This is a genomic window from Streptomyces sp. SD31 (assembly GCF_052068475.1).
In the GTDB taxonomy this organism is placed as follows: Bacteria; Actinomycetota; Actinomycetes; order Streptomycetales; family Streptomycetaceae; genus Streptomyces.
The window spans coordinates 166,713-186,471 of record NZ_JBQHCX010000013.1 but is presented as its reverse complement, the minus strand read 5'-3'; the positions used below and the strand labels follow the sequence as shown (position 1 = coordinate 186,471).

The 19,759-nt window shown below is 69.9% G+C and carries 16 protein-coding genes; all 16 read right to left on the bottom strand.

The genetic code is table 11. The features are described 5' to 3' along the window. Window positions 1-89 precede the first annotated feature (89 nt). Entirely contained in the window at window positions 90-524 is a 435-nt protein-coding gene (locus tag ACTMVF_RS27260; protein ID WP_441273740.1) for a hypothetical protein, read from the bottom strand. A 316-nt stretch (window positions 525-840) separates the two neighbouring features. Further along, window positions 841-2,199, bottom strand: a complete 1,359-nt coding sequence (locus ACTMVF_RS27255; RefSeq protein WP_441273739.1) for an MraY family glycosyltransferase — start codon at window positions 2,197-2,199, stop codon at window positions 841-843. 140 nt (window positions 2,200-2,339) lie between these two features. Then, entirely contained in the window at window positions 2,340-3,578 is a 1,239-nt protein-coding gene (gene glyA / locus ACTMVF_RS27250; RefSeq protein WP_441273738.1) for a serine hydroxymethyltransferase, read from the bottom strand. A gap of 68 nt (window positions 3,579-3,646) precedes the next feature. Beyond that, on the bottom strand, window positions 3,647-4,327 hold the full coding sequence (locus ACTMVF_RS27245) for an arsenate reductase/protein-tyrosine-phosphatase family protein (RefSeq protein ID WP_441273737.1): 681 nt from the start codon (window positions 4,325-4,327) through the stop codon (window positions 3,647-3,649). Beyond that, window positions 4,324-4,971, bottom strand: a complete 648-nt coding sequence (locus ACTMVF_RS27240) for an L-threonylcarbamoyladenylate synthase (RefSeq protein WP_128434678.1) — start codon at window positions 4,969-4,971, stop codon at window positions 4,324-4,326. The genes ACTMVF_RS27245 and ACTMVF_RS27240 overlap by 4 nt, the downstream gene beginning before the upstream one ends. Before the next feature lie 52 nt (window positions 4,972-5,023). Next, window positions 5,024-5,863 (bottom strand): peptide chain release factor N(5)-glutamine methyltransferase, encoded by an 840-nt coding sequence (gene prmC, locus ACTMVF_RS27235; RefSeq protein WP_441273736.1) that lies wholly within the window; start codon window positions 5,861-5,863, stop codon window positions 5,024-5,026. A 72-nt stretch (window positions 5,864-5,935) separates the two neighbouring features. Beyond that, the gene (gene prfA, locus ACTMVF_RS27230; protein ID WP_441273735.1) at window positions 5,936-7,012 is read right to left on the bottom strand and encodes a peptide chain release factor 1; all 1,077 of its coding nucleotides are present in this window, start codon (window positions 7,010-7,012) and stop codon (window positions 5,936-5,938) included. Between the two features lie 114 nt (window positions 7,013-7,126). After that, a complete protein-coding gene (rpmE, locus tag ACTMVF_RS27225) occupies window positions 7,127-7,351 on the bottom strand; it encodes a 50S ribosomal protein L31 (protein ID WP_062709720.1) in 225 nt (74 codons plus the stop codon). Window positions 7,352-7,496: 145 nt separating this feature from the next. Then, window positions 7,497-8,627 carry an LCP family protein gene (locus ACTMVF_RS27220; RefSeq protein WP_441273734.1) on the bottom strand — a complete coding sequence of 377 codons (1,131 nt, stop codon included), beginning with the start codon at window positions 8,625-8,627 and terminating at the stop codon, window positions 7,497-7,499. Window positions 8,628-8,833: 206 nt separating this feature from the next. Continuing rightward, the gene (locus ACTMVF_RS27215; RefSeq protein ID WP_441273816.1) at window positions 8,834-10,615 is read right to left on the bottom strand and encodes a trypsin-like serine protease; all 1,782 of its coding nucleotides are present in this window, start codon (window positions 10,613-10,615) and stop codon (window positions 8,834-8,836) included. Between the two features lie 253 nt (window positions 10,616-10,868). Further along, a complete protein-coding gene (gene rho / locus ACTMVF_RS27210) occupies window positions 10,869-12,902 on the bottom strand; it encodes a transcription termination factor Rho (RefSeq protein ID WP_441273733.1) in 2,034 nt (677 codons plus the stop codon). 414 nt (window positions 12,903-13,316) lie between these two features. Beyond that, window positions 13,317-14,246: a homoserine kinase gene (gene thrB / locus ACTMVF_RS27205; RefSeq protein ID WP_441273732.1), complete on the bottom strand. Its 930-nt coding sequence runs from the start codon at window positions 14,244-14,246 to the stop codon at window positions 13,317-13,319. Window positions 14,247-14,576: 330 nt separating this feature from the next. Continuing rightward, window positions 14,577-15,635 (bottom strand): threonine synthase, encoded by a 1,059-nt coding sequence (gene thrC / locus ACTMVF_RS27200; RefSeq protein ID WP_441273731.1) that lies wholly within the window; start codon window positions 15,633-15,635, stop codon window positions 14,577-14,579. A gap of 6 nt (window positions 15,636-15,641) precedes the next feature. Further along, window positions 15,642-16,931: a homoserine dehydrogenase gene (locus tag ACTMVF_RS27195; RefSeq protein ID WP_302003570.1), complete on the bottom strand. Its 1,290-nt coding sequence runs from the start codon at window positions 16,929-16,931 to the stop codon at window positions 15,642-15,644. Window positions 16,932-17,116: 185 nt separating this feature from the next. Beyond that, on the bottom strand, window positions 17,117-18,508 hold the full coding sequence (lysA, locus tag ACTMVF_RS27190) for a diaminopimelate decarboxylase (RefSeq protein ID WP_441273730.1): 1,392 nt from the start codon (window positions 18,506-18,508) through the stop codon (window positions 17,117-17,119). Window positions 18,509-18,525: 17 nt separating this feature from the next. Further along, the gene (gene nrtL / locus ACTMVF_RS27185) at window positions 18,526-19,608 is read right to left on the bottom strand and encodes an ArgS-related anticodon-binding protein NrtL (protein ID WP_441273729.1); all 1,083 of its coding nucleotides are present in this window, start codon (window positions 19,606-19,608) and stop codon (window positions 18,526-18,528) included. Window positions 19,609-19,759 lie beyond the last annotated feature (151 nt).

Below are 19,759 nucleotides of genomic sequence, written 5' to 3'. Positions count from 1 at the left end.
CGTCAGCTCAGATGCCCGCGCCCGCGATGCCGCAGTTGGCACCGGACGATAGCAGGACTTCTCACACGCACTTATCTCAGCCCTACCCCTCACGACGAGTGCCCCGATTTTTCGGGCTTGTCGCCCGAGGAGTCGGGTTCGACGTAGAGGATCTTGGCCTTCATGTGGGCCCGGGTCTGGGCTGCGATCCACGCGAGGGTGGTGACGATCAGAGTGATCGCGAAAGCCTTGGGATGGAACAGCGTGGTGTTCTTGAACACGCTCAGAAAAATGAACAGCAGCAGGATCTGCGCCGCGTAGAGCATCAGGCCCATCATCTGGAACAGATGCGGAAGCGATTTGGCAATGCGCTGCAGAACATAGAGCCCGATACCCATGAAGAGGATCGTGAGCACCGCCGCCACGACGGCCCCGATCGCCCCCTTGCCGCCGACGACCACACCGCTGACGACGGCGGCAATCGCGCCGACGGCAGCCGTGGGCACGGCAGCCTGAAGGAGAATCCGGGCGTCATTGGACGGCATGGCGGCAACTCCGCTTTCACGGTGGGGGCAGGGTGTCGTCATGGACGAGCGTAGTCCCGGGATGAGAGGGAACCTCACGCCAATGAGCCGTCGCACTGCGGCCCTTCGGCTCTATCCGGGGGTTCTCGTGAACCGTATCACAAACTATTTGATGAGGTCTTTACCTGGAGGTGTGCGCGGTGTCACACATGAGAGTGACAGTGCGCGTCTGTGCAGAAACGCGGCCGGTTTGTCTGGTATAGGGGCACTTCGTTCCCCCATGACTTGGCAATGCTCTAGTCAGATTCTTACCTTGGCCGCGCTCTTACCCTGACCGTCAGCGCGACGTTCCGGCTTTGCGCCGGTCCAGGAAACGCGAACGGGCGCCGATGGCGGTCGCGCCATTGACCCCGGCCACACCGGCGGCGACCGGGGTGCGCGGCGCCCCCTCGGCCAGGGAGTCGACGCCGGCCGGTACCTCGGCGGCAGCCGTCTGCGGCGTGGTGGCCGCCGGCTCGGCGACGGCGTTGCGGCGGCGGTAGCGCGGCGGCACGAAGGCCTCGGCCCAGTGCGGGGCGCGCGGCGTGAAGCGGGGCAGCAGAAGCAGCCCGAGGCCGATGGCGCTGAGGAACACCACGCTCAGCACGATCCACATCGACGCCGAGTTCACGGAGTAGGCGAGCGCACCGAAGGCGATCAGCGCGGACCAGAAGTACATGATCAGCACCGCGCGGCTGTGCGAGTGGCCGATCTCCAGCAGCCGGTGGTGCAGGTGCCCCCGGTCGGCGGCGAACGGCGACTGGCCCCGCCAGGTGCGGCGCACGATCGCCAGCACCAGGTCGGCGGCCGGGATCGCGATGATCGTCAGCGGCAGCAGCAGCGGGATGTAGACCGGCACCGTCTGGTGCACGGCCTCCTTCTCGGAGCCGGCGAACAGCTTCAGCGCGTCCGGGTCGACCTGCCCGGTGATGGAGATGGCGCCCGCCGCCAGCACCAGGCCGATCAGCATCGAGCCGGAGTCGCCCATGAAGATCCGCGCCGGGTGCATGTTGTGCGGCAGGAAGCCCAGGCACATGCCCATCAGGATCGCCGCGAACAGGGTGGCGGGGGCGGCGGCCTCGATGCCGTACGAGACCCAGACCCGGTAGGCGTAGAGGAAGAACGCGGCCGAGGCGATGCACACCATGCCGGCCGCGAGGCCGTCCAGGCCGTCGACGAAGTTGACCGCGTTGATGGTGATGACGACCAGGGCGACGGTGAGCAGGGTGCCCTGCCACTGGGTCAGCGCGACCGAGCCGAAGCCCGGGATGGGCAGCCACAGGATCGTCAGACCCTGCATGACCATGACGCCGGCGGCGATCATCTGGCCGCCCAGCTTGATCAGGGCGTCGATCTCGAACTTGTCGTCCAGGACGCCGATCAGCCAGATGAGCGCCGCTCCGGAGAGCAGCGCCCGAGGTTCGTTGGACTTCTCGAAGACCGCACTGAGGTTGGTGAGATGGTCGGCGACCAGCAGGCCCGCGCACAGGCCGAAGAACATCGCGATCCCGCCGAGCCGCGGAGTGGGTTCCCGGTGCACGTCGCGTGCCCGGATCTCCGGCATCGCTCCGGCCACGATCGCGAACTTACGCACCGGCCCAGTCAGCAGATACGTCACCGCGGCCGTGATGCAGAGCGTCAGCAGGTATTCACGCACAGGCTTCCCCACAAGTCTCGCTGGCCATCTCAGCCCCACACCCTAGCGACGTACACATACGCGACGCATATGTGCGGGGACTTCCGGGTAGCGACGATGGTTGCACGCGTGGCTGTGTGCTCCGGTGCGTCTACCCCGCCTCAGCCGGGATACGGGGGAAATCTACCGGCCAGCTCCCGCACTTCTTCACGAACCTTCTGACTTTCGGTCTCCCCGCGCAGCACACCCGCCAGCGACGCGGCGAGCCACACCATCTCCTCCTCCCCCATGCCCTGGGTGGTCACGGCCGCCGTGCCCAGGCGCAGGCCGCGGGCGTCGCCGTGCGGCAGCGCGCAGCAGTCCAGCACGATCCCGGCCGCCGCGAGCCGCCCGCGCGCCGCACGGCCGTCGACGCCGAGCGGTGCCGGGTCGGCGGTGATGAGGTGGGTGTCGGTGCCGCCCGTGGTGACGACGAGCCCCTCCGCCGCCAGCCCCGCCGCCAGGGTCCTCGCATTGGCGACCACCTGATGGGCGTACGCCGTGAACGCCGGTGTTGCCGCCTCGCCGAACGCGACGGCCTTGGCGGCGATGGTGTGCATCTGCGCGCCGCCCTGGGTGAACGGGAACACGGCGCGGTCGACCCGCTCGGCGAGCTCCGAGCCGCACAGGATCATGCCGCCGCGGGGCCCGCGCAGCACCTTGTGGGTGGTGGCGCACACGACATCGGCGTACGGCACCGGACTCGGCGCCGCTCCCCCGGCGACGAGCCCGATCGGGTGGGCGGCGTCGGCGATGAGATACGCGCCCACCTCGTCGGCGATGTCGCGGAAGAGGGCGTAGTCGATGTGGCGCGGGTAGGCGATGGACCCGCAGACGACGGCCTTGGGCCGGTGGTTGCGGGCCAGCGTGCGCACCTGGTCGTAGTCGATGAGCCCGCTCTCGGCGTCGACGCCGTAGCCCACGAAGTCGAACCAGCGCCCGGAGAAGTTGGCCGGCGAGCCGTGCGTGAGGTGTCCGCCGTACGGCAGCCCGAGGGCGAGCACGGTGTCGCCGGGGCGCAGCAGGGCGGCGTACGCGGCGAGGACGGCCGAAGACCCCGAGTGCGACTGCACGTTGGCGTGTTCGGCCCCGAACAGCAGCTTGGCCCGCTCCACGGCGAGCCGCTCGGCGACGTCGACCATCTCGCAGCCACCGTGGTATCGGGCGCCCGGATACCCCTCGGCGTACTTGTTGGCGAGCGGCGACCCCAGAGCCGCCAGCACCGCGGGCGAGGTGAAGTTCTCGGCGGCGATGAGCTGGAGCGTCGTCGACTGCCGGTCGAGCTCTCCGAGCAGGATGTCGGCGAGCTGCGGGTCCTGGCGGCGCAGGACGTCGGCCTCGATGGCATGGGCAACCGTCATGGTGGGCTCCGGGCGTCGACGGTGACGTACGTCCAATGTAGGCCCGGGGCGACAGGGACGCCCGGTTGTTACGCCCTCGCGGGTACTCCGGTCAGAGCCGTCACCACCGGATCCAGCGCCTGGTGTATCTCGTCCCCGACGGAACGGAAGAAGGGCAGCGGGGCGCCGTACGGGTCGTACACCTCGTCCGCCTCCGCGGTCGGCGCCAGGAGCCACCCGCGTAGAGCCGCCGCGGCCCGGACCAGTGCACGCGCGCGTGCCACCACTCCGTCCTCCAGGGGCGGCAGGGTCGCCGGGTCTATCGCGCGGACCAGGCGGGTGAACTCCTTCAGCGTGAAGGTGCGCAGGCCCGCCGAATGGCCCATGGAGATGACCTGGGCACGGTGGTCGCGGGTCGCCGTCAGGACCAGGTCGGCGCGGATGACGTGCTCGTCGAGGAGCTCGCGGCCGACGAAGCCGGCGGCGTCCGCGCCGAAGTCGGCGAGGACCGTCTCCGCGTTGGCCTCCATGGGCGCGCCCTCATGGCCCCAGGTGCCCGCGCTCTCCACGATCAGCCCGCCGCCGAGCACACCGAGGCGCTGCGCCACGAAATGACGGGTCAGCCGCTCGGTGATCGGCGAGCGGCAGACATTTCCGGTGCTGACGTGGAGGATGCGGAAGCTGTCGCGCGGAAGCCCGACGAACGTCGTCGTGATCTCCGCGGCACGTTCCCCGTTGCCTATGCCACGCCCCGCCTCAGGGGCTGTCAATTCGCCACCTCGAGGTCGGGTACGACCTTCCGCAGCTCTTCCGCGGAAATGGCGCCCGCGCGCAGGAGGAGGGGCACTTCGCCCGTCACGTCGACGATCGACGACGGGACGTTGCCGGGGGTCGGGCCGCCGTCCAGGTAGACGGAGACCGAGTCGCCGAGCATCTCCTGCGCGGCGTCGCAGTCCTCGGGGGCGGGGTGGCCCGTCAGGTTCGCCGACGACACCGCCATCGGGCCGACCTCCGTCAGCAGCTCGATGGCGACCGGGTGCAGCGGCATGCGCACGGCAACCGTGCCCCGGGTGTCGCCCAGGTCCCACTGCAGGGACGGCTGGTGCTTGGCGACCAGGGTCAGCGCGCCCGGCCAGAACGCGTCGACCAGCTCCCAGGCCAGCTCGGAGAAGTCGGTGACGAGACCGTGGAGCGTGTTCGGGGAGCCGATCAGCACGGGGGTGGGCATGTTGCGGCCCCGCCCCTTGGCCTCCAGCAGGTCGCCGACGGCCTCCTTGGAGAACGCGTCGGCGCCGATGCCGTACACCGTGTCGGTCGGGAGGACCACGAGCTCGCCACGGCGGACGGCGGACGCTGCCTCACGCAGACCCGTCGTGCGGTCGGTCGCGTCGTTGGTGTCGTATCGCCGTGCCATATCTAGCGGGCCTCCTCGTACACGTACTTCGGGAAAAGACTCTGGGGGGTGGTCACGGCAGCGCCTTGCGGGCGGTCGCGAACCTCGGGCGGTTGTTGAGGTCGGGGTGGTCGGCCGCGTCGGCCCAGCCCCGCTCCTCGGTGAAGATCCACGGCACCTGCCCGCCCTGGGTGTCGGCGTGTTCGATGACGACGACACCGCCGGGGCGCAGGAGCCGGTGTGCGGTCCGTTCCAGGCCGCGGATGAGGTCGAGGCCGTCCTCCCCTGAGAACAGGGCGAGTTCGGGATCGTAGTCCCGCGCCTCGGGAGCGACGTACTCCCATTCGGTGAGCGGGATGTAGGGCGGGTTGGAGATGACCAGGTCGACCTGGCCGTCGAGGTCCGGGAAGGCGTCCAGGGCGTTGCCCTGCCGCAGGTCGACCCTGGACCCCTCCACGTTCTTGCGGGTCCACCTCAGGGCGTCCTCGGACAGCTCCACGGCGTGCACGCGCGAGCGCGGGACCTCCTGGGCGAGGGCGAGCGCGATGGCGCCGGAGCCGGTGCACAGGTCGACGATGCACGGCTCGACGACGTCCATCGCGCGCACGGCGTCTATGGCCCATCCGACGACCGACTCGGTCTCGGGGCGGGGCACGAACACGCCGGGCCCCACCTGGAGTTCGAGATACCGGAAGTAGGCCCGCCCGGTGATGTGCTGGAGCGGCTCGCGCTGCTCACGGCGGGCGATGACCTCCCAGTAGCGGGCGTCGAAGTCCGAGTCCTTCACGGAGTGCAGCTCGCCCCGCTTCACGCCGTGCACGAACGCGGCGAGCTCCTCCGCGTCGTTGCGCGGCGAGGGCACGCCGGCGTCGGCCAGCCGCTGGGTGGCCTGTGCCACCTCCGCGAGCAGCACGCTGCGGGGGCTTGGGGATCGCCCCCCAATGAATTGCTGCACGCAAGTCCTCCGGTCGTACTCGTACGTGCCTTACGCGGCCGCGAGCTTGGCGGCCGAGTCCGCGTCGACGCAGGCCTGGATCACCGAGTCGAGGTCGCCGTCCAGGACCTGGTCCAGGTTGTACGCCTTGAAGCCGACGCGGTGGTCCGAGATCCGATTCTCCGGGAAGTTGTAGGTGCGGATCTTCTCGGAGCGGTCGACCGTGCGGACCTGGCTGCGGCGGGCGTCGGCGGCCTCCTTCTCGGCCTCCTCCTGCGCCGCTGCGAGCAGCCTGGAGCGCAGGATACGCATAGCCTGCTCCTTGTTCTGCAGCTGGCTCTTCTCGTTCTGGCAGGAGGCCACGACTCCGGTGGGAATGTGCGTGATGCGCACGGCGGAGTCGGTGGTGTTGACGGACTGACCACCCGGGCCGGACGACCGGTACACGTCGATCCGCAGGTCGTTCGGGTTGATCTCGACGTCGATCTCCTCGGCCTCCGGCGTGACCAGCACACCGGCCGCGGAGGTGTGGATACGGCCCTGGGACTCGGTCGCCGGCACACGCTGCACACGGTGCACACCGCCCTCGTACTTCAGCCGCGCCCACACGCCCTGACCGGGCTCGGTGGCACCCTGGCCGCCCTTGGTCTTCACGGCGACCTGGACGTCCTTGTAGCCGCCGAGCTCGGACTCGGTGGAGTCGATGATCTCGGTCTTCCAGCCGACGCGCTCGGCGTAGCGCAGGTACATGCGCAGCAGGTCGCCGGCGAACAGCGCCGACTCGTCGCCGCCGGCGCCGGCCTTGATCTCGAGGATGACGTCCTTGTCGTCGCTGGGGTCGCGCGGGACGAGCAGCAGGCGGAGCTTCTCCGTCAGCTCCTCGCGCTGCTTGTCCAGTTCCTTGACCTCGGCGGCGAAGTCCGGGTCGGCGGCGGCGAATTCCTTCGCCGTCTCGATGTCGTCGCCGGTCTGCTTCCAGGAGCGGTACGTGGCGACGATCGGGGTGAGCTCGGCGTAGCGCTTGTTCAGCTTGCGCGCGTTCGCCTGGTCGGCGTGGACCGACGGGTCGGCGAGCTTCGTCTCCAGGTCGGCGTGCTCAACGACCAGGTCCTCGACGGCCTCGAACATCTTGGGCTCCTGTACGTACGTGGGTGAAGGGCGGGCGACCAAAAACGCCGGTCCCGGCGCGGGCTCCTCCTTGCGGGAGGGCACGCGAACCGTGGACCGGCGAATTGGAGCTCGCTACTTCTTGGAGCCGGCAGTTGCCTTGCCGAAGCGGGCCTCGAAGCGGGCCACACGGCCACCGGTGTCGAGGATCTTCTGCTTGCCCGTGTAGAACGGGTGGCACTCGGAGCAGACCTCGGCACGGATGGTGCCGCTCTCGATCGTGCTACGGGTGGTGAACGACGCGCCACAGGTGCAGCTGACCTGCGTCTCGACGTACTCGGGGTGGATGTCGCGCTTCAAGGTGTCTCCTAGTTTCGGGAGGGCGCCGGGTCGCAGCTGCGGATTGCTGCCGCGTGAACCGGAGCCGACGTACCAGTCTGCCAGGACTGGTGTCCATCAGCCAAAACCGGGGGTGGCTGCGGGGTATTCCCCGAGGCTCCCCCGACTAGCTCACCACGCCCTTGGCATCACCTGTGGCCGTGCCTTCGGTGGCCGCCTTCGGGATCGCCTTGTCGTTCTTCAGGGCATCCCACACCAGCTGGGCCTTGGCCTTCGCCACGAGGACCCGGTTCGGGTCCGCGGGGTCGTACCGGACCGGCATCGTGACCATGTTCATGTTCTTGGAGCTGATGCCCTTCAGGCCGTTGGCGAAGGACATGAGCTTGTTGACCGAGCCGAGGTCGGAGTCGGTGGTGACGGCGTTCGTGGCGGTGTCGGCCAGGTCGTAGAGCCTCTTGGGGTTGCCGAAGAGGTTGATGTCCTTGACCTGGTTGATCAGCGCCTTGATGAAGGCCTGCTGGAGCTGGATGCGACCGAGGTCGGAGCCGTCGCCCACGCCGTGCCGGGTGCGGACCAGGCCGAGGGCCTGCTTGCCGGTGAGCTGGTGGGTGCCGGCCTTGAGGTCGAGGTGGCTGTCGGGGTCGTTGATGTCCTTGGTCGTCGTGACCTCGACGCCGCCGAGCTCGTCTATGAGCTTCTGGAAGCCGGAGAAGTCGACCTCCAGGAAGTGGTCCATGCGGATGCCGGTGACGGACTCGACGGTCTTCACGGTGCAGGCGGCGCCGCCCGTGGAGTACGACTCGTTGAACATCACCCCGGACGCGGCGTCGTGCGTCTTGCCGTCGGTGTCGGTGCACTGGGGGCGGTCGATGAGGGTGTCGCGCGGGATGGAGACCACGCTGGCCTTCTTGTGGCCCTCGTAGACGTGCACGATCATCGCCGTGTCCGAGCGGGCGCTGCCGTCGTCGGTGCCGCCGCCGAGCGCCTTGTTGCTGCCGGAGCGGGTGTCGGAGCCGAGGACGAGGATGTTCTCCGAGCCGTTGTCGACCTTCTGCGGCCGGTTGGTGCCGAGGGCCTGGTCGATGTTCACGCTCTTGATGTTGCCGTTGAGCTTGAAGTACAGGTACCCGGCGCCGGTGCCGCCCAGGACCACGATCCCGGCGGCCGTCCAGGCCGTGATCAGCAGGCTCTTGCGCTTGTCACGGGGCTTGCGACGGCGGCCCTTGGCGCGGTGGCGCGGACCTGTGGTGCCGGTCTCGCCCGGTATGCCGGGCTCCGGCGTGCTCTCGGCGGACACAATGCTCCTCGGTTCTCGTCCGGTCGGTTACCCCCTGTTTTCAGGGTCAGGCGTGACCATTTGGCCCGTACCACACCATCGTCACCCCGTCCGGTCAGACGGGGAAACTCGGAGAAGGGTTGCACAACGCCCCGTGCCCACCGCCGAGGAGCGGTGGGCACGGGGCGTATTCGGTGATACCGGGTATACCCGTCTCACCTGCGTTTTCAGCCGAAGATGTCGTACTGCTTGAAGTCGGTACCGACGGACTTCGGTGTGCTGAAGATCTCGCTCGTGGCCTTTCCGGTGCCCGGGTACAGGTAGAGCGTGCCGGAGGAGTTGCGGGCCAGGAAGTCGGCCTTTCCGTCGCCGGTGACGTCACCGACGGCGTCAAAGCCGGTGTACGTCGGCCAGGTGCGCACCTTGACGCGGGTGGCGAAGGCGCCCGTGCCGGCCTTGCCGGTGCCCTTGAACAGGTAGATGTAGCCGCCGGACGAGCTGCGCGCGATCAGGTCGGTCTTGCCGTCGCCGGTGAAGTCGCCGTGGCCGCGCAGGGAGTTGTACTGGTTGAAGCCCGTGCCGGACTTCACCGGGCTGGCGAAGGTGCCGTTGCCGTTGCCCGGGTAGATCCACAGGGCGCCGCCCGAGTCGACCGAGATCAGGTCGGGCCGGTAGTCGCCGGTGACGTCACCGGGGGCGACGATGCGGGTGCGGGTCTTCCAGTTGCTGAAGATCGTCTTGGTGGCCCAGGAGCCGCTGGACTGCACGTAGTGCGCCCAGAACATGGCACCGTCGGAGCTGCGCCGGAACACCAGGTCCTGGTAGCCGTCCCGGTCGAGGTCGGTCTGCAGGACGAGGTTCACTCCGCTCCAGTCGCCCCAGGACTCGCGCGCGGCGAACGAGGTGCCGTTGGAGTTCTTCGAGTAGCCGGTCTTCGTGGACGCGTTGCGCACCCACATGTCGGCCCGGTGGTCACCGCTGATGTTGGTGTCGTCGACCCGCGGGTAGACGGCACCGACATAGCTGCTGACCTTGGCGAACACGCTGTACGCGCCCTCGGCGACGCAGTTCTGCATGCCCCACGAGACGACACCGACGATCCGGCCGTTCACCACGAGCGGCCCGCCGGAGTCGCCGTTGCAGGCGGAGGTGGTGCCACTGTCGCTGCCGCTCGCCGGCGGGCCCGCGCAGACCATGTGGCCCTTGATGAACTTGCTGCCGTAGTAGCCCGTGCAGGTGCTGTCGGACTGGACGGGCAGCGTGGCTGTCTTCAGCGTCTCGGAGATGTCCTGGCTGGTGGAGCTGGTACGGCCCCAGCCGTAGACCTTGGCGCTCGTCCCGGCGGCGTACGAGGCGGTGTCACCGGACGTCGTCATGCGGATCGGCGTCGCCTTGACCGCGTTCGCCAGCGTGATGACGGCGATGTCGTTGTCGATCGTCGTCGAGCTGTACGACGGGTGGTTCCACTGCCGGTGCGGCAGCGTGACGGTGCCGCCGTGCAGGTCGGTGTTGCCGGCGTCGTCGGTGGTGGGCAGCTGGGCGGTGCCGGTGATGACGGCGCCGTAGTTGGACCAGTCGCGGCCCTTGACGCAGTGCGCGGCGGTCAGGATCTTCGTCGGCGCGACGACGGCGCCACCGCAGAAGAACCCGAGGTCGTCGGCCTCGTCGGCGGTGCCCCGGTCGTCGTAGTACCAGAGCTGCGCCATCCAGGGCGCCGAGGTGATGGTGGTGTCGGTGCCACCGATGACCATGGGGCTCGCGGTGGAGTCACCGGAGGAGCTGCTGGTGCTCGCGCTGTACGACGACTCCTTCGCCGTCTCCCCCGCGGTGTCGTCACTGGCGATGGCCCCCGCGACGCGCCGCTCCAGCTCGGCGAGCGAGGCCGAACTGGTGGTGGGCTTCACGGTGGGCTGGGGCAGCGCGGTCGCGGCGCCCGCGGACGAGGTCAGCAGCGCGGCGGCGACGGCCGCGGCGACGCCGGCGGCGGCGATGGGCAGCCCGAAACGGATCCGGCGTCTGTGACGACCGCTGCCGGACAGGGTGGTGGTCAAGAAGGTCCCCCCAGAGACACAAGAGTAGGAAGGGGCGCATGGATACGCCCGTCCCTATCAGCGCCAAAAGGCCGCTCCCCGTCACTGTGTGACAGGGAGCGGCCGTTACGCCCCAAGGGGCGCGGGACTGTAGCGATTTATGGCTCCGCCGCGTGGGCGCGATCAACCACGAACCACCCGCAGTCGACGAACAACCCGCAGACCCGACGTCTTAGTCGCCATTGCCGGGCGTCGGCGTCGTCTTCTGGATCTGCATCAGGAACTCGGCGTTCGACTTCGTCTGCTTCATCTTGTCGAGGAGCAGCTCCACCGCCTGCTGCTGGTCGAGCGCGTGCAGCACCCGGCGCAGCTTCCAGACGATGGCGAGCTCGTCGGGGGCGAGCAGGATCTCTTCCTTACGGGTACCGGACGCGTCGACGTCCACCGCCGGGAAGATGCGCTTGTCGGCGAGCTTGCGGTCGAGCTTGAGCTCGGCGTTGCCGGTGCCCTTGAACTCCTCGAAGATCACCTCGTCCATGCGGGACCCGGTGTCGACGAGAGCCGTCGCCAGGATGGTGAGCGAGCCACCGTCCTCGATGTTGCGCGCGGCACCGAAGAAGCGCTTCGGCGGGTACAGCGCGGTCGAGTCGACACCACCGGACAGGATGCGGCCGGAGGCGGGGGCGGCGAGGTTGTAGGCACGGCCCAGACGCGTGATGGAGTCCAGCAGGACGACCACGTCGTGGCCCAGCTCGACGAGCCGCTTCGCACGCTCGATGGCGAGCTCGGCGACCGTCGTGTGGTCCTCGGCCGGGCGGTCGAAGGTCGAGGAGATGACCTCGCCCTTGACCGACCGCTGCATGTCGGTGACCTCTTCCGGACGCTCGTCGACGAGGACGACCATCAGGTGGCACTCGGGGTTGTTGTGCGTGATCGCGTTGGCGATCGCCTGCATGATCATGGTCTTGCCGGTCTTCGGCGGGGCCACGATCAGACCGCGCTGGCCCTTACCGATCGGCGACACGAGGTCGATGATGCGGGTGGTCAGCACGCCCGGGTCCGTCTCCAGGCGGAGGCGGTCCTGCGGGTAGAGCGGGGTCAGCTTGTTGAACTCCGGGCGGCCACGGCCGTGTTCGGGCGCCATGCCGTTGACGGAGTCGAGACGCACCAGCGCGTTGAACTTCTCGCGCCGCTCGCCTTCCTTGGGCTGACGGACCGCACCGGTGATGTGGTCGCCCTTGCGCAGGCCGTTCTTGCGGACCTGGGCGAGGGAGACGTACACGTCGTTGGGGCCCGGCAGGTAGCCCGACGTACGGATGAAGGCGTAGTTGTCGAGGATGTCCAGGATGCCCGCGACGGGGATCAGGACGTCGTCCTCGTTGATCTGCGGCTCCGCGCTGCCCATCTCGTCGCGGCCACGGCGGCCACGGCGGTCGCGGTAACGACCGCGACGGCCACGGCGGCCGCCCTCGAAGTCGTCGTCGTCCTGCGGGGCGTTGTCGCGCTGACGGTCCTGACGGCCACCGCCCTGCTGCTGGCCCTGCTGACGGTCCTGACGGCCGCCGCCCTGCTGGTCGTCGCCCTTGCGGCGGTCGCCACGGTCGCCACGGTCACCGCGGTCACCGCGGTCGCGGTCCCGGCCGCGCTCACGGCGGTCACGACGGCGGCCCTCGCCGCCCTCACCGGCGTCGCCCTTGGCATCGCCCTGCTGGGCCTGCGACTGCGCGGGCGTCTCGGCCTTCGGCTCGCTCTTCGCCTCGGCGGCAACCGTCTCGGGGGCCGCCGCGGGCGCACCGGCGTCGGCGGTGGCGCGGCGACGGCGGCGCTCGGCCGGGCCCTCGTCGCTGGCCGGCTGGCCGGGGATCTCGATCTGCTGCTGGGCCACGGCCTTCTCGGCGGGGGCCTCAGCCTTGTCCGCCTTCTTCTCGGCGGCTTCGCCGGTACGGGCCTTGGAGGTGGCGCGGCGCTTGGGCTTGGTCTCGGTGGCGTCCCCGGCGGAGGAAGACGCGGCCTTGGGAGCCGCGGCACCTCCCCCGGCCTGCGCCTCCTTGATGACCTCGATCAGCTGGCTCTTGCGCATACGCGCGGTGCCCCTGATGCCGAGGCCGGATGCGACCTGCTGCAGCTCGGCCAGCACCATGCCCTCGAGGCCGGTACCGCGGCGCCGCCGGGAGCCGGCACCGGTGGCAGGCGCGGAGGCGTCCGTGGCGGGCGCGGCAGCGGTCTCCTCGACACGTGCGCCCATCAGATCGGTGGTGTCGCTCACGAAGGGTCCTTCCCTGGAGCGGACGTCGGCCTGTCTGGCTCGGCGACCGGTTGTGCTGTCCGGCTTCGGTCCTTGGTGTGTGGACCGTGCCGGGGCGGTGTTCCGCCGAAGCGGCGGAGGAAATATCTGCTGGTGATGGCGCTTCCCAGAGCCGTGGCACTGAGTGTCTGTGTCACTGGGCTCGGTCGCACCGGTTCCGGAGCGTGCCCGGCAAGTCGCTCAGTGCCCGCGTACGAGGTACTGCCCGCGTACGTCGTACGAAACACAGTGCGGCTTGGGAGGCTCCCGGAAGAATGTCTGTCCCGGACGGGGACACGAAGCACCTCGCCATGGTGGGGTCGGGTGCAGACTTGAGGTTAACACTACCGGATCCAACAAACATTCCCCCTCTCGAAATCCGGCAACCGTACGCTTTTAAAAGTCACCGGAGGGTGCAAGCGGCAGCACGCTCGCTCCCTGAGCGTCGAGGTCGAGCCGGTTCGCGGCCCACCCCTCTCCTGCCAGATGGGCCACCTTGTCGGCGCTTTCGTCGTCGACCAACGCCAGAACGGTGGGGCCCGCGCCGGAGATCACTGCCGGGACGCCGTCGGCCCGCAGCCGCTCCACCAGCGCCGCGCTCTCCGGCATCGCGGGCGCGCGGTACTCCTGGTGGAGACGGTCCTCGGTGGCGGGCAGCAGCAGCTCGGGGCGCCTGGTCATGGCCTCGACGAGCAGGGCGGCACGGCCCGCGTTGGTGGCGGCGTCCACGTGCGGCACGGTGCGCGGGAGCAGGCCGCGCGCGGTCTCGGTGAGGACCGGCTTTCCGGGCACGAAAACCACCGGAACGATGGAATCGGCGGGATCCATCCTGATCGCCCGCGCGGCACCGGCCTCCATCCAGGACAGGGTGAATCCGCCGAGCAGACAGGCCGCCACGTTGTCGGGGTGGCCCTCGATCTCGGTGGCGAGCTCCAGCAGGGCCGTGTCGTCGAGCTTGGCCTCGCCGCCTATGGTCACGGCGCGGGCGGCGACGATGCCGGCACTGATGGCGGCCGAGGAGGAGCCGAGGCCCCGGCCGTGCGGAATGCGGTTGGCGCAGACGATCTCCAGGCCGCGCGGCTGGCCGCCCAGCAGATCGAAGGCGGTGCGCAGGGACCGTACGAGAAGGTGCTTTTCGTCACGCGGCAGCGTCTCGCTGCCCTCACCCGCGATGTCGATGTGCAGCCCGGAGTCGGCCACCCGGACGACCACGTCGTCGTAGAGCCCCAGCGACAGGCCGAGGGCGTCGAAGCCCGGGCCGAGGTTGGCGCTGGTGGCGGGGACGCGCACCCGGACGGCGGCGGCGCGGAAGGCTGGACCGGCCATCGCTCGATGACTCTCCTTGAGCTGCGTGATTGTCGAAGACACTCGGTGACGACATTCGATGACGTACGAAGACCCCTGGGGCCGCTTCCGGGCCGCGGAGACGGCGCGGCACCGCGCCCCATGCGGAGGCATATGCGGCGGGCGGGTTCAGTACAGCCTATCGAAGGTGGGTTCTGTGGCGACATAGGGCGCACAGGAGGCGCACGATGCGTGTCGTATACCCCCTGTGCACCCCCCGTAGGGAAGTCCCCCGGGTAAGCGCCCTCTTACGCGCGGACACGAGCCCCGTACGACGGGATCGGGCGCCGCTACGACGGGGTGTGGCCCCGCTTACGCCAGTCCGAGCCGCTCGGCCGCCGTCACCGCGTCGACCGGGACGGTGACGGGCTGCGGGGCGCCGGCGACGGCCCAGTCGGGGTCCTTCAGGCCGTTGCCGGTGACGGTGCACACGATCGTCTGGCCCGGGTCGACCTTGCCCTGCTCGGCGGCCTTCAGCAGACCGGCGACGGACGCGGCGGACGCGGGCTCCACGAAGACGCCCTCCTGCGCGGCCAACAGCCGGTAGGCGCGCAGGATTTCACGGTCCGTCACCTCGTCGATGAAGCCACCGGACTCGTCCCGCGCGGCGAGCGCGTACTGCCAGGACGCGGGGTTGCCGATGCGGATGGCGGTGGCGATGGTCGACGGGTCCTTGACGACCTCGCCGCGCACGATGGGCGCGGAGCCGGAGGCCTGGAAGCCCCACATGCGCGGGGTCTGCTTCGAGACACCGTCGGCGGCGTACTCCGTGTAGCCCTTCCAGTACGCGGTGATGTTGCCCGCGTTGCCCACCGGCAGGACGTGGATGTCGGGGGCGTCGCCCAGCATGTCCACGATCTCGAAGGCGGCCGTCTTCTGCCCCTCGATACGCACCGGATTGACTGAATTGACCAGCGCCACGGGGTAGTTGTCGCTCAGGTCGCGGGCGAGCGTGAGGCAGTCGTCGAAGTTGCCGTCGACCTGGAGGATCTTCGCACCGTGCACGAGAGCCTGGCCCATCTTGCCGAGCGCGATCTTGCCCTGCGGGACGAGAACGGCCGAAACCATGCCCGCGCGTACGGCGTAGGCGGCGGCGGAGGCCGACGTGTTGCCGGTGGAGGCGCAGATGACCGCCTTCGCGCCCTCCTCCTTGGCCTTGGTGATGGCCATGGTCATACCGCGGTCCTTGAAGGACCCGGTGGGGTTGGCGCCTTCCACCTTGAGGTGGACCTCGCAGCCCGTGCGCTCGGAGAGCACCTGCGCGGGCACGAGGGGCGTGCCGCCCTCACGGAGCGTCACGACCGGCGTGGTGTCGGAGACGGGCAGCCGGTCCCGGTACTCCTCGATGATTCCGCGCCACTGGTGGGTCATTGCTGGTTACTCTCCTTCAACCCGCATGATGCTGGCGACACCCCGCACGGTGTCGAGGTTGCGCAGCGCCTCCACGGTCCCGCCGAGGGCCGCGTCGGACGCACGGTGGGTGACGACGACAAGGGAGGCCTCGCCGTCCTTGCCCTGCTGGCGAACCGTATCGATCGAGACTCCGTGCTCGGCGAACACGGTCGCCACCTGGGCGAGAACACCCGGTTTGTCCGCCACATCGAGGCTGATGTGGTAGCGCGTGACGACGTCGCCCATCGGCGACACGGTCAGGGCGGCGTACGCCGACTCGCCGGGCCCCGTTGCCCCGCTGAGCCGGTTGCGGCATACGGCGACGAGGTCGCCGAGTACGGCGGACGCGGTCGGGGAGCCGCCCGCGCCGGGGCCGTAGAACATGAGCTGCCCGGAGGCGTCGGACTCGACGAACACGGCGTTGTACGCGCCGCGCACGGAGGCCAGCGGGTGGGTCAGCGGGATCATGGCGGGATGCACGCGCGCGGTGACCGACTGGCCGTCCCCGGCCCGCTCGCAGATGGCGAGCAGCTTGATGGTGCAGCCCATGTTCTTCGCGGAGGCGAAGTCGGCGGCGGTCACCTCGGTCATGCCCTCGCGGTAGACGTCGTCGAGGCGCACGCGCGTGTGGAAGGCGATTCCGGCGAGGATAGCGGCCTTGGCGGCAGCGTCGAAGCCCTCGACGTCGGCGGTCGGGTCGGCTTCGGCGTACCCGAGGGCGGTGGCCTCGTCGAGGGCCTCCTGATACCCGGCGCCGGTCGAGTCCATCTTGTCGAGGATGAAGTTCGTCGTGCCGTTGACGATGCCGAGCACGCGGTTGACCTTGTCGCCGGCGAGGGACTCGCGCAGCGGGCGGATCAGCGGGATGGCGCCGGCGACGGCGGCCTCGTAGTAGAGGTCGCGGCCGTGCTGCTCGGCGGCGGCGTGCAGGGCGGCGCCGTCCTGGGCGAGGAGCGCCTTGTTCGCGGAGACGACCGACGCGCCGTGCTCGAAGGCGGTGGTGATGAGGGTGCGGGCGGGCTCGATGCCGCCGATGACCTCGACCACCACATCGATGTCACCGCGTTTGACGAGGGCGGTGGCGTCGGTGGTGACGAGCCCGGGGTCGATGCCCTCACGGACCTTGGACGGCCGCCGTACGGCCACCCCCGCGAGCTCCACGGGGGCCCCGATCCGGGCGGCGAGGTCGTCGGCGTGCGTCGTCATGATGCGCGCCACCTCTGAGCCGACAACTCCACAGCCCAGCAGCGCCACCTTCAGCGGACGCGTACGCATCATCCGACCTCGTTTCCTCTTACCGTCTACGGTTGCACCAGTCTCACTCACCGGACGGGAGTTTCTGCCCTTCGTCCGGATCGTGAGACATCTATTTCATTTGTACGGGGGTGGAAGACAGGAGATCTTCCACCCCCGGGTCTCCCCCAGGTCTCCCCAGGTCCTCTCCGGGGCCGTCTCCGGGGTTACCCGACGTCGAGACGCAGGAGGTCCTCCTCCGTCTCACGGCGGACGATCACCCGGGCCTCGCCGTCGTTCACGGCGACGACCGGCGGCCGCAGCACGTGGTTGTAGTTGCTGGCCATGGACCGGCAGTAGGCGCCCGTGGCCGGTACGGCGATGAGGTCACCCGGTGCCAGGTCGGCGGGGAGGAACGCGTCCTTCACGACGATGTCCCCGCTCTCGCAGTGCTTGCCGACGACACGGGCGAGCATGGGTTCGGCGTCGGAGGTGCGTGAGACGAGGGCGACGCTGTACTCGGCGTCGTACAGCGCCGTACGGATGTTGTCGGACATGCCGCCGTCGACGGAGACGTACGTCCGCAGCCCGTCGAGAGGCTTGATGGTGCCGACCTCGTAGAGCGTGAAGGCGGTCGGCCCGACGATGGCGCGCCCCGGCTCGACGGAGATACGGGGGGTACGGAGGCGGGCGACCTCGCACTCGCGGGTGACGATCTCGGTGAGCGCCTTGGCGATCTCGTGGGGCTCGCGGGGGTCGTCGTCACTCGTGTACGCGATACCGAGGCCGCCCCCGAGGTCGATCTCGGGAAGCTCGACGCCGTGCTCGTCGCGGATGTCCTTCAGCAGCCCGACGACACGGTGCGCGGCCACCTCGAACCCCGACATGTCGAAGATCTGCGACCCGATGTGGCTGTGGATCCCGATGAGCTCCAGCCCGTCGAGCTTCAGCGCACGCCGCACGGCCTCGGCGGCCTGCCCCCCGGCGAGCGGGATGCCGAACTTCTGGTCCTCATGGGCGGTGGCGATGAACTCGTGCGTATGCGCCTCGACCCCGACGGTGATCCGGATCTGGACGCGCTGTCGCTTGCCGAGTTCCTGCGCGATGTGGGCGACGCGGACGATCTCCTGGAAGGAGTCGAGGACGATACGCCCGACGCCGGCCTCGATGGCCCGGTGGATCTCTTCCACGGACTTGTTGTTGCCGTGGAAGGCGATGCGGTCGGCGGGCATGCCGGCCGAGAGGGCGGTGGCGAGCTCGCCACCGGAACACACATCCAGGTTGAGCCCTTCCTCGTGCAGCCACCGCACGACGGCACGGGAGAGGAACGCCTTGCCGGCGTAGAACACGTCGGCGTCGGCCCCGAAGGCGGTGCGCCAAGCCTGCGCCCGGGCCCGGAAGTCGGCCTCGTCGAGGAAGTAGGCCGGCGTGCCGTGCTGTTCGGCGAGCGTCTTCACGTCGACACCGCCGACGGTGACGACGCCGTCGGCGTTACGGGCGACGGTCTGGGCCCACACCTTCGGGTCGAGGGCGTTGAGGTCGGTGGGCGGCGCGGAGTAGTGCCCCTCGGGGAGGACGTCGGCGTGGCGGGGCCCGGCGGGGTGTGCGGAACGGCTCATGACTGTCGTGGGCTCTCTCAGAGGTGTTCGGGTGCGTCGATGCCGAGCAGGGACAGGCCACCGGCCAGCACCGTCCCGGCGGCTTCGGCGAGCGCGAGCCGGGCGCGGTGGGTGGCCGAGGGTTTCTCCGCACCACGGGGCAGGACGGCGGGCAGCAGAGGGAGGACGGCATCGGCGACGGTGACGAGGTGCCGGGCGAGACGGTCGGGGGTGCGGTCCGCTGCGGCTCGGGCCAGGACGCGGGGGTGGTCGGCGAGGGCGGCGAGGAGGTTCTGCGCGGCCTCGACGGATCCGGGTTGCCGGGGTTGCCGGGGTTGGCCGGGCTGGCCGGGCTCAGAGGTGAAGCCGAGGTCGGCGGCGTTGCGGCCGAGGGCCCGGATGCGGGCGTGGGCGTAGCGGACGCGGAAGAGGGGGTTGCCCTCGCGCTGGACGAGGTGGTCGTCAGTGATACGGGGTCGGTCGTGGGCGGCGGGGTGCAGCAGGGCCCAGCGGGCGGCGTCACGGCCGAGCGGCAGGGGGTCGGCGGGGGCGGGCACCGGACGCACGAGGAAGTGGGGCGGGGCCGGCGAGTCCTGCGCGCCGTGCACGTCGACACGTACGCCCAGGATGTCGGCCCACCGCGGCTCGAGCGCGGCCTCGCAACGCGTGCGGACGAGGGCGCCCTGGGACCGCAGGATCCGGGCGACGGCGTCCATCACGACCACCGCGCGCACCTCGGGCGGGCAGTACAGCGGCACGAAGTCCGCGGAGGGACCGTGGGCGTACCCGTACCGGGTGCCACGCCGCAGGATCTCCTCGACGAGGGCGACGGGCGCGGCGCCGCCCAGGCTGATGTTGAGGAAGCCGGGTCCGGTAACGACGACGTCGGCGACACCGTCCACGCCGGCGAGGTGCGGCCGCAGGATCTCGGCGACGCGCAGGGGCGGCTGTCCGGCGGGGCGGGCGAGCTGGAGGGCGATGTTGGTGGCGTAGTCACCACAGCCACCGGGCCCGGGAACGCTCACCACGGCCCGCTCCGGCACGGCGACCCGCAGCTCCCCCTCATCGACAGCACGACGCACCGCGCGCAGCACGGTACGGGAGAGCTCGACGGGGGTCACGGGACAAGCGTAGGGGAGGAGGGGGGTGGGTATGCGAATGGGTTTGGGTGGGGTCCCGGGATGTGGACGGGTGGGGCGTCCGTGGGTAGAAGGGGTGGGGCGGACGGGGTGCGGTAAGGGCACGGCGCGAGCGCCGCAGGCGTGCGGGCGT

Excerpts from the sequence above, each read along its gene's own strand:
- ACTMVF_RS27260 (WP_441273740.1), bottom strand. The coding sequence starts at position 524 with ATGCCGTCCAATGACGCCCGGATTCTCCTTCAGGCTGCCGTGCCCACG.
- glyA (WP_441273738.1), bottom strand. The coding sequence starts at position 3,578 with ATGACGGTTGCCCATGCCATCGAGGCCGACGTCCTGCGCCGCCAGGAC.
- ACTMVF_RS27240 (WP_128434678.1), bottom strand. The coding sequence starts at position 4,971 with ATGGCACGGCGATACGACACCAACGACGCGACCGACCGCACGACGGGT.
- prfA (WP_441273735.1), bottom strand. The coding sequence starts at position 7,012 with ATGTTCGAGGCCGTCGAGGACCTGGTCGTTGAGCACGCCGACCTGGAG.
- thrB (WP_441273732.1), bottom strand. The coding sequence starts at position 14,246 with ATGGCCGGTCCAGCCTTCCGCGCCGCCGCCGTCCGGGTGCGCGTCCCC.
- thrC (WP_441273731.1), bottom strand. The coding sequence starts at position 15,635 with ATGACCCACCAGTGGCGCGGAATCATCGAGGAGTACCGGGACCGGCTG.
- ACTMVF_RS27195 (WP_302003570.1), bottom strand. The coding sequence starts at position 16,931 with ATGCGTACGCGTCCGCTGAAGGTGGCGCTGCTGGGCTGTGGAGTTGTC.
- lysA (WP_441273730.1), bottom strand. The coding sequence starts at position 18,508 with ATGAGCCGTTCCGCACACCCCGCCGGGCCCCGCCACGCCGACGTCCTC.